The sequence below is a fragment of the Anaerosalibacter massiliensis genome, assembly GCF_024623155.1.
In the GTDB taxonomy this organism is placed as follows: domain Bacteria; phylum Bacillota; class Clostridia; order Tissierellales; family Sporanaerobacteraceae; genus Anaerosalibacter; species Anaerosalibacter massiliensis.
The window spans coordinates 99,325-111,598 of the sequence record NZ_JANJZL010000007.1 but is presented as its reverse complement, the minus strand read 5'-3'; the positions used below and the strand labels follow the sequence as shown (position 1 = coordinate 111,598).

14 protein-coding genes and 6 tRNA genes are annotated in these 12,274 nt (G+C 29.7%); 1 reads left to right on the top strand and 19 read right to left on the bottom strand.

Annotated elements, in window-relative coordinates; translation table 11 throughout:
* Positions 1–54 precede the first annotated feature (54 nt).
* The 19 genes from NSA23_RS11015 to NSA23_RS10925 form a co-directional block, all read right to left on the bottom strand.
* Entirely contained in the window at positions 55–279 is a 225-nt protein-coding gene (locus tag NSA23_RS11015; RefSeq protein ID WP_042680857.1) for a helix-turn-helix domain-containing protein, read from the bottom strand.
* 1 nt (position 280) lies between these two features.
* Positions 281–439, bottom strand: coding sequence for a hypothetical protein (locus NSA23_RS11010; protein WP_257490548.1), 159 nt, complete (start codon positions 437–439; stop codon positions 281–283).
* Between the two features lie 922 nt (positions 440–1,361).
* Positions 1,362–2,222, bottom strand: a complete 861-nt coding sequence (locus NSA23_RS11005; protein WP_042680855.1) for an SDR family oxidoreductase — start codon at positions 2,220–2,222, stop codon at positions 1,362–1,364.
* Positions 2,223–2,538: 316 nt separating this feature from the next.
* Positions 2,539–2,615 (bottom strand) — tRNA-Arg (locus NSA23_RS11000).
* A 197-nt stretch (positions 2,616–2,812) separates the two neighbouring features.
* The gene (locus NSA23_RS10995; RefSeq protein ID WP_042680853.1) at positions 2,813–3,103 is read right to left on the bottom strand and encodes a S8 family peptidase; all 291 of its coding nucleotides are present in this window, start codon (positions 3,101–3,103) and stop codon (positions 2,813–2,815) included.
* Positions 3,104–3,464: 361 nt separating this feature from the next.
* Positions 3,465–4,649, bottom strand: a complete 1,185-nt coding sequence (locus NSA23_RS10990) for an RNA-guided endonuclease InsQ/TnpB family protein (protein ID WP_042680850.1) — start codon at positions 4,647–4,649, stop codon at positions 3,465–3,467.
* 156 nt (positions 4,650–4,805) lie between these two features.
* Positions 4,806–5,606, bottom strand: coding sequence for a metallophosphoesterase (locus NSA23_RS10985; RefSeq protein WP_042680848.1), 801 nt, complete (start codon positions 5,604–5,606; stop codon positions 4,806–4,808).
* Between the two features lie 58 nt (positions 5,607–5,664).
* Positions 5,665–5,748: transfer RNA gene (locus NSA23_RS10980), tRNA-Leu, on the bottom strand.
* Between the two features lie 3 nt (positions 5,749–5,751).
* Positions 5,752–5,827 (bottom strand) — tRNA-Lys (locus NSA23_RS10975).
* A 2-nt stretch (positions 5,828–5,829) separates the two neighbouring features.
* Positions 5,830–5,906, bottom strand: a tRNA-His gene (locus NSA23_RS10970).
* A 20-nt stretch (positions 5,907–5,926) separates the two neighbouring features.
* Positions 5,927–6,003, bottom strand: a tRNA-Arg gene (locus NSA23_RS10965).
* 12 nt (positions 6,004–6,015) lie between these two features.
* Positions 6,016–6,089, bottom strand: a tRNA-Gly gene (locus NSA23_RS10960).
* Positions 6,090–6,395: 306 nt separating this feature from the next.
* A complete protein-coding gene (locus NSA23_RS10955; protein WP_257490547.1) occupies positions 6,396–6,884 on the bottom strand; it encodes a metallophosphoesterase in 489 nt (162 codons plus the stop codon).
* Positions 6,877–7,482: an XTP/dITP diphosphatase gene (locus tag NSA23_RS10950; RefSeq protein ID WP_042680842.1), complete on the bottom strand. Its 606-nt coding sequence runs from the start codon at positions 7,480–7,482 to the stop codon at positions 6,877–6,879. Before NSA23_RS10950 ends, NSA23_RS10955 begins: the two co-directional genes overlap by 8 nt.
* Before the next feature lie 15 nt (positions 7,483–7,497).
* The gene (rph, locus tag NSA23_RS10945) at positions 7,498–8,247 is read right to left on the bottom strand and encodes a ribonuclease PH (RefSeq protein ID WP_042680840.1); all 750 of its coding nucleotides are present in this window, start codon (positions 8,245–8,247) and stop codon (positions 7,498–7,500) included.
* 139 nt (positions 8,248–8,386) lie between these two features.
* A complete protein-coding gene (locus NSA23_RS10940; RefSeq protein WP_042680838.1) occupies positions 8,387–9,406 on the bottom strand; it encodes a GerMN domain-containing protein in 1,020 nt (339 codons plus the stop codon).
* Between the two features lie 209 nt (positions 9,407–9,615).
* A complete protein-coding gene (locus NSA23_RS10935; protein WP_050069764.1) occupies positions 9,616–11,064 on the bottom strand; it encodes an N-acetylmuramoyl-L-alanine amidase family protein in 1,449 nt (482 codons plus the stop codon).
* A gap of 124 nt (positions 11,065–11,188) precedes the next feature.
* Positions 11,189–11,395 (bottom strand): hypothetical protein, encoded by a 207-nt coding sequence (locus tag NSA23_RS10930; protein WP_042680836.1) that lies wholly within the window; start codon positions 11,393–11,395, stop codon positions 11,189–11,191.
* Positions 11,396–11,986 (bottom strand): hypothetical protein, encoded by a 591-nt coding sequence (locus NSA23_RS10925; RefSeq protein ID WP_042680834.1) that lies wholly within the window; start codon positions 11,984–11,986, stop codon positions 11,396–11,398.
* 129 nt (positions 11,987–12,115) lie between these two features.
* Here NSA23_RS10925 and NSA23_RS10920 point away from each other — a divergent pair, with 129 nt between their 5' ends.
* Positions 12,116–12,262, top strand: coding sequence for a hydroxymyristoyl-ACP dehydratase (locus NSA23_RS10920; RefSeq protein WP_097668027.1), 147 nt, complete (start codon positions 12,116–12,118; stop codon positions 12,260–12,262).
* Positions 12,263–12,274: the final 12 nt, after the last annotated feature.

The window sequence follows — 12,274 nt, the reverse complement described above, 5'->3', positions numbered from 1 at the left end:
AAGAGAATATAAGGTCGATTTTATGTAAGCTTTAGAAAAAAGTGACCAGGATTTTTAGTCCTGGTCACTTTTTCTATAATACTTCTCTCTTAGTTCTCCTTGTTCTTCTTTTCTTTTTTCTGCATCCTCCCTAAGATATATTCCTTTTCTAATAGGAACTAATATATCTTTTTTTATTAGATCGTATAGTCTTTGTCTAGATATACCTAAATACTTTGTTACTTCTTCTGTATCCATGATATTTTCATCAATGAATTTAAATAACTCATCTCTATTCATATTATTGCTCCTTCCTTGTCAATAACATATTTAGAATTAATGCTATAGCTAATAATATAAATTTTATATAATCTAAAGTAGATGGATTTTTAAAATTACCGTCTAATATATTTAATATAACTAGACCTACTAAAATAAATGTAATATGTTTTTGTTTCATAATTTCAAATGGTTGTGGTATAATGTATTTAGAAGGGGAACTAAATCCTTCAGTTGTTTAGGACTTCTTGGTATTATTGTTTTCTAGTTTCTGTATCAGTGTGATGACTGTCAAAACTAAAACTAATATTTCAAGTAAGTCCTTTATTATTTCAACCATTCTTTCCCACCTCCTTTAATTATATTAAATCATATATGCGTAAAAAGCCAATATACTTTTAACATATTTTCAATATTTTGCTAAAAACGAGAAATAAAAAAGATCCTAGAAATTAGTCTAAGACCTAAGATCAGTATCTAATAATCCTCAATTATATTTAGAATAAAACTAATTTACTTATCTGATTTCATGGATAAAATATTATTAAATATATTTAATAATAAAAGGTAATCTTCTTTTCTACTAAATGTACTACTTTAAATCCTATACAACTCTATGTTTTTTGGTATAATAGCTTCACACACCTTAAATTTTAATTCATCAATTAATTTTTAAACATTGTTTGCTGTACCCAATATACCTGATTGAACTCAATCCACTATCATCCAATTCTTATTTTTTATAACTTCTTCTCCTTTTTAAAAAATATTCTTACTAAGTGTTCCATCTATTATAAGTTCAATATACTATTTAGAATCTTATTGCAGCAGAAATAGCAGAAAAAACCAAAATAAAAATACAAAATTATTTAAGTTGTATACAAAATGTTCCTAAAGCTATATTATTTGAAGTTATTCCCCAAAAAAAAGAAACCTTGTAATTATTTAAACTACAAAGTTTCAACATGTATCAATAGCTCAAAATAGATACAATCAGCAATTAAATAAAATTCCCGCATTACTTAGAACTTATTTGCAAAATCAAAAAAGTCTATACTGTTCACTCAAATATTATCTATTATGCAATTCCTGTTTGATAGACCCTAGTTAATAATTGTACCGCTATTCACGTGGAAAATTTGGCCAGATATATTCGAGGAATCTTCGCATCCTAAAAAGACATAAGCAGGGGCTAATTCATAAGGTTGAGCTGCTCTTTGCATCGGAGTAGTTGAGCCAAAAGTTTGCACTACCTCTGGGGTGAAGCTTGATACAATCAACGGTGTCCAAACTGGTCCAGGCGCAACTGCGTTAACACGAATCCCCATTTTCATCAGTGAAAGAGCCATAGACCTTGTAAAAGCAACAATTGCACCTTTAGTTGAGGAATAATCAATCAGTGTTGGCTCACCTTCAAAAGCTGTAACAGATGTAGTGTTGATAATAGCACAGCCATTTGATAAATGTGGTAAAACTGCTTTTGTCATATAAAAATAGGAAAAAAAGTTGCTTTCAAACGTATTTAAAAGCTGCTCTTTTGTAATATCTAATATACTATTCTGCGGATACTGTACACCAGCATTATTGATAAGGATATCAAGTCCTCCAAGCTGTTCTACAGCTTGCTCCACAGAATTTATAATATTCTGCTCCATACGCAAATCGGATTGAATTTGAATGCATTTCCTACCAAGGGCTTCAACTGCTAAAACGGTATCTTGCGCATCTCTATTTTCACAAAGATGAACAATAGCAACATCTGCTCCTTCCTTAGCATAGGTAACTGCAACGGCACGCCCAATTCCGCTGTCACCGCCTGTTATCAGTGCCTTCTTTCCTGCCAGCTTACCTGACGCTTTATATGCTGGATTATCATACTGAGGAGGCGGGTCCATTTCCGCTTCTCTACCAGGCTGATGGTTTTGATGCTGGGGAGGAAATGTATTATGTGGTTGTGGATTCATAAGTATTTCTCCTTTCTAAAATTTCAAAATAATCTTTATACAATAATCAATTTTTCATCATAAATGAAATACACATATTGTAGTATATCCACATTAGATATATCTATTACATGAAAATATAATCCATAAATTTCCATCATAAAACATGGTGCTTCATCAAATAAAAGATTGATTATTCAAACCTGTAAATACTTGACATTATAAATACAAGGTGCATTTATGAAAAACGAGGGTTTTGAATTTTTTCATTCAAAACCCTCGTAAATTTGTATAAATACTAATTTTTAATTCATGTATCTATTTTGACCTAATCTTATGGTGCACCTGGCAGGATTCGAACCCGCGACCAACTGATTCGAAGTCAGCGACTCTATCCAGCTGAGCTACAGGTGCATATTCTTTATTCTTCTATTATAAATAAAAATAGATACTTAGTCAAATTTAATTTATTCCCATAGCTATAAAAACATAAGAAAATACATATACATTTAATATAATCTAGGTCAATCCTCTTTAAGTAAAATTACACTCATGGTAATATAGAAACAGATTTTTATTTATTACATTGTAATAAATACTCAAATCCTATATTATTTATTATTAATAGCATTAAATGCTTGAACCAAACCAGCACCATAATGGTTTTCATTTCCTAAATCCTTAGCAGTATCAACTAGTCTTTGACGAACTTGTTTATTTGTTAATTTTGGGTTCGATGACCAAACTAATGCTGCAACACCACATACATGAGGACAAGCCATAGAAGTTCCACTCATAGTAGTATATCTATTATTAGGATAGTCGCTATAAATACTTACCCCTGGAGCAGGAATTTCAATAACTGGTCCATGGGAAGATAACACAAAAAATAGAATTGTCAAAAGTTTATTTCCAGTTTTTTAAATATTTTTAATTTACTATATTTCATAATTATAAATCATTTAAAATAATATTCCCCTTAACAAAGTGAAAACCTTAACTCATAACTTAAGCCACAAATGTATAAACTTATTTGAGCAAAAATTGATTATAAAATATTAAAAAATAAATATAATTAAGAAAACCTTACAAACCGTTACTGAAAACTTATAAAACTTTATAAATAGCTTATAAAAGTTTATGTTTCATTCCTTGTTCATCCTATTCCATTTCGTATAAAACTACTTTGGTTAGTATAATAGTCCAAAGGCTTAAATTCCCCACTAACGTATGGGTACATGGAAATAGTATCTTTTAAGTGATTTAAACTATTTCCTGACCATAGTTTTTAAGGTTTAAACTAGCATTATAATCTCTGTCCAATATAGAACCACAATAACTACAAATATATTTTCTATCACTTAGTTTTAAATCTTTTTTGTATGAACCGCATTGGCTACAAGTTTTGCTACTAGGAAAGAATCTATCTGCTACTATAAATTTTATATTATTCCATTCTGATTTATATTGTAATTGTCTATAGAATTCATAAAATCTTTGTTCTTGTATTGCTTTAGATAGGTGTTTGTTTTTCATCATACCACTTACATTCAAATCTTCTACTACAATAAAGCTTGGTTTTCGCTTTATTATTTTAGTAGTTATTTGATGTAAATAATTATGACGAATATTTGTTAGCCTTTGACTTAACTTTTTAAGCTGATTTTCTAGTTTTATAATATTCTTTGTTTTCTTGTAACGGGCTTCACCTCCTTCTATTTTATTTTTATTCATTTCATATTTTCTTGATACTTTTCTTTGAAGTCTTTTTTTCTTCTTTTCTAATCTTTTTATTCTTTTATTCTTATTTATGTTTTTATATACAGTACCATCTGATACTACTGCTAATTTTTCTATACCTAAATCTATTCCTATCCCTTTATTTGTTGATATTTCTATATTATCCGGATATTCTATGCCGACTGAAATCCACCAATTAAGTCCATCAAAAGATACTCTTGGATTTATATATTTAACACCTTCACCATAAGGTATTCTTCTATGCTCATACAATCTTATCCAGTTAAATTGTTGCTTGTTTTTCTTTTTGCTGGTAGCTAGTTTTTCTAATTTTACATGGGTTCCAGTGAATTGTATTTTATCTGTATCTACATAAAAACTTGGTTTAGTCCTTCTTCTACTTTTAAACCTTGGAAAATTACTTTCACCTTTAAAAAATCTGATATAAGCATTACATGCATCTTTTATTGCTTGTTTTGTGATATTGTTAGAATAATTATTTAGCCAACTATATTCTTCTATTTGTTTTAGTTTAGTAAATTCTTTTCTAAGCTTTCCATTGAGTATAAACTTTCCACCATTTTTATAGTTTTCTATTTGCTTGTTTAATGTCCAATTGTAAGCAAATCTAGCTACTTCTGCTGATTGTAATAATTTTGTCTTTTGTTTGTTATTTGGTTTAAGCTGAACTCTTATACCTCTAATCATCCTCTTTCACCTCACTTTATAAATTCATTATATCATGAGGTATTAAAGCTATCAAACAAGTGTTCCAAAGGTTTTATAATTATTAAACTGAAACATTGATGAAAATTAGTATATTTTTATAAAAATTTATAATTTAACTTTAACAGCTAATCCCCTCTATAAGGTTTTCTTAATTATAATATTGGTAAATTGAACTCTATTTAAAAACCTAATAGGTAAAACACTATTTCCCAAACCACTATCTATATATAAAATAGAATTTTCTAATTTAAACAATCCTTTATCATATTTAGGAAAATATCCCTGACCCGGAGATACTATTGCTCCTATTATAGGTAATCTTACTTGACCACCGTGAGTATGACCTGATAAAATTAAATCTTCTTTTCCCTTTAAATATCTCAATGGTCTATTTGGAGAATGAGAAAGGAGTATAGTGAAATTTTTCTCATCTATACCTTCCATAACTTTTCTATAGCCTTTTTCATCTATAAAAAAGTCTAGACCTATAATATTTATTTTATTATTATTTACATTAACTTTTACATTTTTATTATCTAGTACAATAACTTCCCTATTTTTTAATTCTTCCATGAATCTTTCTCCTTGAGGATTTCTACGTTCATGGTTTCCCCATACAAAATATATTTTACTAGTAATGTCTGTTAAACTATCTATTAATTCTAAAGTATAACTGTAGTCTTTTGTTTTAAAGTCTATTATATCTCCTGTGAGAAAAATCAAATTTGGTTTTATATTCTTTATTTCTCTAATTAATTTCTTTTTATTTATAAGTTTATTATTATGAAAATCTGTGATTTGAACTATATTTAAATCATTAGATACTTTAGGACTATTTAATACTATTTTATTAACTTTAAAAAATCTAATTTGTATTAAATTATATATTACTAATATTGTTGAAATAAATAAAAATATATATATTTTTATTTTCATCCCATAGTTCCTCCTGATTTTAAGTAAATAAAAAAATTGGCTTTCGCCAATTTTTATCTGGTGCGGGAGAGAGGACTTGAACCCCCACGTCAATGACACTAGATCCTAAGTCTAGCGCGTCTGCCAATTCCGCCACTCCCGCAAGTGGTGACCCATCGGCGACTCGAACGCCGGACTCCTTGATTAAAAGTCAAGTGCTCTGCCAACTGAGCTAATGGGTCAATGGGGTGGGTAATGGGATTCGAACCCACGATCTCCAGAGCCACAATCTGGCGCCTTAACCAGCTAGGCCATACCCACCATATTATTTAATTTCTTCCTGGTGCACCTAGGAGGATTCGAACCCCCGGCACACGGATTAGAAGTCCGTTGCTCTATCCAACTGAGCTATAGGTGCATTATCTGCTTTTGGAGCGGGTGAAGGGAATCGAACCCTCGTAGCTGGCTTGGGAAGCCAGTGCTCTACCACTGAGCTACACCCGCAATTTATTTAGAATTGCAATAGCTCTCTCTATGATGATATATAAAGCTGTCCCACTAAGCGATGAACACCAAATCATAGATTTGGGTTCCCTGCTTATACCACTGAGCTACACCCGCAATTTATTTAGAATTGCAATAGCTCTCTCTATGGTGATATATAAAACTGTCCCACTAAGCGATGAACACCAAATCATAGATTTGGGTTCCCTGCTTATACCACTGAACTACACCCGCAACACTTCCCAAGCTTTTGTGCTGACAATTTAAGATTATAGCAGATAATAAATCTATTGTCAATAGAAAAAATTATTTTATTTCAATTATTTTTGTTTTTATATCTTCTTCGATATTTACTAAGCCAAAACTTTTGCCTACGAGCCCTCTAGGAAGAGAAGGACTACCAGGATTCATAAATAAAATTCCTTCTTCTTCAACAATTAATGGGTTATGAGTATGTCCAAATAAAACTAAATCTGCCCCTTCTTCTTTAGCTCTATAAAATAAATCCAATATATCCATTTTAACATTATATCTATGGCCATGGGTAATAAGAACCTTTTTACCATTTAAAGTCAATATTTCTTCGTTATTTATTCTTTTTTCCACCAAAAAATCGCAATTACCCTTTATTACAACTGTATCTACATTCATTGCTCTTTCTATTTCAAAACCGTCATCTGCATAATCTCCTAAATGAATTATAAGATCTGGCTTTTCTAATTTTTTTGCAAATTGGACAAAGTCTTCAATTCTCCCATGAGTATCACTTACGACAAATATTCTCAACTTAATCATCCTCTACTAGTTTTTCCAGTTCTATTTTTAGCTTTTCCAATGCTTTTGCTCTATGGCTTATTTTATTCTTTATTTCTTCTCCTAACTGAGCAAAAGTTTTTTCATATCCTTCTACTATAAACAATGGATCATAGCCAAATCCTTCTTTGCCTTTAAGTTCAAATCCAATTTTCCCTTTACATTCACCAGAGACAGTTTTTACTTGTTTATCTTCTGTAACTATGGCTATAATAGTTTTAAACTTGGCATCCCTTTCTGCTAAAGCTACTCCCTTTAATTCTTCCAATAGCTTTTTATTATTATCTTCATAAGAAGCTTCTTCACCTGCATATCTTGCAGAATATACCCCTGGAGCCCCATCTAATGCATCTACAAATAACCCAGTATCATCGGCTATTACTATTCCATTTACTTTTTCCGAAATAGCTAAAGCTTTCTTTATTGCATTTTCTTCCAAAGTCTCTCCATCTTCTTCTACTTCTAAATCTCCTAAACCTATCTCCTTTTTTGAATATATGGAAAAAGGCAACCCTTTTAAAATATCTTCTATTTCTTCTACTTTATTAATATTTCCTGTAGACAATATTATTTTATTCATTTTTATTTTCACCTTCTATTTTTCAGTTTTTCCTATTAGCTCTCCAATTTTTCCTAATGCTTCTTTTTGTTTTAAAATAATTTCCTCGTTTCCCTTTTTAGCTAAATTTATAAGGCTGTGTAATTCATCTATTGAAAAGGTACTTTCTTCTCCCGTTCCTTGTATTTCTACAAACTCATATTTATCAGTCATAACTATATTCATATCTACTTCTGCTTTATAATCTTCCTGATAACATAAATCTAAAACAGGTATATCTTTTATTATACCTACACTTACTGCAGACACAAACCCTGAAATAGGAATGTATGGAATTTCTTCCTCTATATATAATTTATTTAATGCATCTACCAAAGCCACAAAGGCTCCCGAAATAGATGCAGTTCTTGTGCCGCCATCAGCTTGTATAACATCACAATCAATCCATATAGTTCTTTCACCTATAACTTTTAAATCTACTACTGTTCTCAAAGCTCTACCTATAAGTCTTTGTATTTCTTGAGTCCTTCCCTCTATTCTTCCTTTAGATGAGTCTCTTATTTTCCTCTTTATCGTAGAACCTGGTAACATGGAATATTCTGCCGTTATCCAGCCAGTATCTGTCCCTTTTAAGAATGGCGGAACTTTATCTTCTACTGTAGCTGTACATATTATTTTTGTCTCTCCCATCTCCATTAAAACAGACCCTTGAGGATGTTTTAAATAGTTTCTACTAATTTTTATATTTCTCAACTCATCATATTTTCTTTTATCAATTCTTTCCATTTAATCCATCTCCTAATCTAATCTTCATTTTAATAATAACAAAAAAAGTTTTACTTTTCCATAAGTAAAACCATACTGATATATAATATTCACATATTCATTTTCTGTTATTAATAAATTAAGCTGCCATATGGCAGCTTTAGTACTCATTTGCAAAAGTTGGTATTGATTCATCATATTCAAAATTTATTCCGGCCTCTTCTAATGTTTTTCCATCTATTAATAATTCAAATTTCCCTATTTCCTCAAACTGACTTAAAGTAAGTCCTACAGCTTTATGCAATTCTTCCATTACTTCCTTTTGTTTTCCTTCTTCCATAGAATTAAAAGATAAATTTACATAAGCTATTCCTTCTTTTACTTCTACTCCTTGTAATTCTACTACTTCATGGATATTTGAGTTAAGTCCCATCCCTTCTGGTGGACCTTGAAATAATTCTTCTAGGGCTGTAAGTATATTAGGCATAGGTGCAAGTGTAGGAACTGTCACTGGTACAAAATATTCATAGTCTTTATCATTATCTCCTTTAAAATAAACTACTACTTTAGAACGAGCATCTTCTATTTTTTTTACAAAATTAATATTTTCCCTTCCCAATATTTCTCCTAATTGAGTTCCATGTTTCATACTTGATATAGCTTCACCTTCTACAAATATTTGTACCTCTCGAATAGCTGGAAACTCTGTTAATGTATATACTACCCCTTTAATTAAATTTTCCTCATCCTTTTCTGATTCACAATTTAAAAATTCATTAGTAAAATCCACTTTACAAATTCCCGTATTCTCATCAACGGTCATCCCTTTTATCTCTGTACCAGCTGGTATTATAGGAGCAAGTCCCGTGGAGCTTAAATCCTCTCTTAATGTAGGATTATCTACCATATTTTTAATTGCTATTTTAGCAATTCCTTCTTCCCAAGGTAATTTTCTCATTATTGGTACTAAAAAACCTTGCTTATTTTGAAAATATACAACAGTATTCCTCATTCCATCTTCTTCTGTTATATTTAATTCTTCCTCATCACTTCTTATTATTTCTACATCCTTGTCCTTTTTAGAAAACAATTTTTTAAAACCTTTTTTTCCTTTGCATCCACTCATATTTATACAAATAGCTAATATAAGTACTATAAGTAATATTCTTTTAACCTTCATCCTCTACCCCCTCTTTCTACCTTTGATACATTATATTAAATAATAGAGAATACTATGATTATTTCTTATTTATAGATACGAAAATTTAACCACTAATTCGTGAGTTCAGTCACAAATTAGTAGTTAACCTTTAAAATAAAAATAAGCGGTTATATACATCTCCGCTTATTTTTGTTCACTACCTATTTTTTTTATAATTTCCTTATCTGTCAATTTGAATCTAAAAATTTAAGTATCCCTTCTGCAATTGCTTCTGCAAGATAATCTTGCTTATTCTTAAGTATCTTATCATCTTGTGGATTATCAATAAAACCCATTTCAATTAAAGTAGCTGGCATTTTTGTTTCTCTTAGTACTGCAAAGTTTGCTGTTCTAGTTCCTCTATTAGTCGTATAAACTCCATTTTCAATTAAACTATCGTGTATGCATTTAGCTAATACAGCTCCTTTTGCACTACCTGGATAACTATAGGTTTCTATTCCTTTAAAATTCCCATTAAATGAATTGCAGTGGAACGCAAGAAAAGCATCTGCATTAGAATTATTTGCCATATTAGCTCTATCTGATAAAGATACATATATATCTGTAGTTCTAGAATACTTTACATCTATATTATGCTTTTTTAGTATTTCTCCCGTGTTAAGAGCTACTGCTAATGCAATATCTTTTTCTTTTATGCCATTTCCAAGAGCACCAGGATCTTTGCCTCCATGACCTGCATCTAGGAATATAGTATGGTTTATAGGATAACTTGATGGTGGAGTCTCTGGCTTTTTTTCTGAATAAGTACTTGGATAAATAATTATTTTATTTCCTTCATTAATAATATCTACTTTTGGATCAGAAACTCCTTCTTTCACATCTAAAACAACCCTTACTACTTTGTCATCTAAATTATAAAGACTTGATGGATTAAATTGAGAAGTCCTCACTCTTTTTATAACTCCTAAATTATAATCATATACAGCTTCCTGTCCATTTGATATAGTGGAATTTAATATATCTACTACAATTCTATTTGGATTTTTAAGTTTCATAATATTGGTACTAGGAGTTTTTGAATTATATATAACTATAGCATCTTTTCCATTTATCTTTTCCATTTTTATTTCATTAGCCTTATTTATACCTACTTGATTATTTTTTTCTTTGTTTTCTCCATTTTTAGTTGTAATATGAATAGCAACAATGTCCCTATCTGCCTCTACCCTATGTCCTAAAACCTCTGATACATATTTGAGAGGCGCTACTATCCTAAAATCATCTGCTAGCTTTAATGGCACTATATTGCTTGGTATTCTGCTTTTCTTTCCGTTAATGTATACGTCATGACTATCTATTATAAATACTATTTCCGCGTCTTCAGATTTCATTATTATGGTATTGTCTTTTTTATTCCATTTTACCTGAGCATTTAGTTCTTTTTCAATAAAATTTATAGATACCATAGTATTTTGTTTATAAAGAAATGCGGGACTAGCTAAATTAACAGCTTGTCCATTAATAATTATTGGTATTTTCCTAAGTGAATGTTCTTGTCCGTCAATTAGTACATTAGTATAATTATTCTCATTTTCAGCATAGCTATTAGTAAAGCTATAGGAAATAAGTAATGAAAGAACTAATAAAAGCGATATAATAATTTTTCTTCTCTCCATTCCAATCCCCCTTTCTCAATTTTCTTTTATAAAAAGTCTAATTATCTTATACTATTTTCTAGCCATTATGTCAAATAAATGTATTAGTTGTAATAATATAATATTTCTTATTTTTTCATTCCTCTTAATAAAGCAGTAATTCCCCATTTTCTACTCTCTCTTTTATAATTGATATCTTTTTATCTTCCACTACAATTGACATGTTGTCACTATATATCAGTCCATAAGGATTTATATCCAGTATTTTAGAAATAGCTACTATAGATTCCTTTATTGGCATATTTTCTTTCCATATTTTTATACCCTTTTTAAGAACTTTTCCCACTTCCATTTATGTCTGCTCCTTAAATATTTTCTTCCATTCGTCTATAGTAAGCATCTTATGATCAGATACTATATATAATGGCACTATATCTCTTACTTCAATAGGGTGAAATATTAAAACTTCCTCATCATAATCTTTCATCATATCCTTTCTTTTTGATAGATTATCTATAAAACTTAATGAAGTTTCCCAATATTCTCTCCCTTTTTCAACTCCTATATTTTCAATATATTTTTTTGCATCTACAAACTCCTCTATTTTCTGAAGAACTAAAGGCTCATATAAACAATTAGCAAGATTTTCATTTGCTATCCAACATTTTTCTATGTCAACTTTTAATCCTAAAACTACACTATGAGAATGAAAATAATGGTCTTTTTTAAAATTCATACTAGCAAAAATAGCTTTTTCTCTGATAACCCAATTTGGAATATAATCTGGTTTTAACAAATCAAAAAATTTATGAAATTCTAAGTATCTATTTAAATAAGTTGATTTATCATTATATCTAATTCCCTTTTCAAGTATTTCCTTTAAATCATTAATATCAGCTATATGATAAACTAATCCAGTAGATTCATAGTCTTCAAAGAGCAAATCTAATCTCCTCTCTTTTTTTATTAAAATATACATTATATGTTTTATCAAAACTTTAGGATTTATACACATTATAATTTAAAAGAAAAGTGGAAAGAATAATGTATACAAATTAATTAAGGAGGTTTCATGCCTTTGATTATTAATTGTTCAGAAAACTGTATCTACCAAGAAGAAGGAGTATGTAATTTAAAACATGCTACCTATTCATCTGGAACTCCACTAAAAGATTGTCCTTATTTTAAAGAAAAACCCAAAGATAAAAACAGGAGCTAAAATTTTAGCTCC

Bases quoted from the DNA above. Each gene is read 5' to 3' on its own strand.
- NSA23_RS11015 (WP_042680857.1), bottom strand. From the start codon at position 279: ATGAATAGAGATGAGTTATTTAAATTCATTGATGAAAATATCATGGAT.
- NSA23_RS11010 (WP_257490548.1), bottom strand. From the start codon at position 439: ATGAAACAAAAACATATTACATTTATTTTAGTAGGTCTAGTTATATTA.
- NSA23_RS11005 (WP_042680855.1), bottom strand. From the start codon at position 2,222: ATGAATCCACAACCACATAATACATTTCCTCCCCAGCATCAAAACCAT.
- NSA23_RS10990 (WP_042680850.1), bottom strand. From the start codon at position 4,649: ATGATTAGAGGTATAAGAGTTCAGCTTAAACCAAATAACAAACAAAAG.
- NSA23_RS10985 (WP_042680848.1), bottom strand. From the start codon at position 5,606: ATGAAAATAAAAATATATATATTTTTATTTATTTCAACAATATTAGTA.
- NSA23_RS10955 (WP_257490547.1), bottom strand. From the start codon at position 6,884: ATGATTAAGTTGAGAATATTTGTCGTAAGTGATACTCATGGGAGAATT.
- NSA23_RS10950 (WP_042680842.1), bottom strand. From the start codon at position 7,482: ATGAATAAAATAATATTGTCTACAGGAAATATTAATAAAGTAGAAGAA.
- rph (WP_042680840.1), bottom strand. From the start codon at position 8,247: ATGGAAAGAATTGATAAAAGAAAATATGATGAGTTGAGAAATATAAAA.
- NSA23_RS10940 (WP_042680838.1), bottom strand. From the start codon at position 9,406: ATGAAGGTTAAAAGAATATTACTTATAGTACTTATATTAGCTATTTGT.
- NSA23_RS10935 (WP_050069764.1), bottom strand. From the start codon at position 11,064: ATGGAGAGAAGAAAAATTATTATATCGCTTTTATTAGTTCTTTCATTA.
- NSA23_RS10930 (WP_042680836.1), bottom strand. From the start codon at position 11,395: ATGGAAGTGGGAAAAGTTCTTAAAAAGGGTATAAAAATATGGAAAGAA.
- NSA23_RS10920 (WP_097668027.1), top strand. From the start codon at position 12,116: ATGCCTTTGATTATTAATTGTTCAGAAAACTGTATCTACCAAGAAGAA.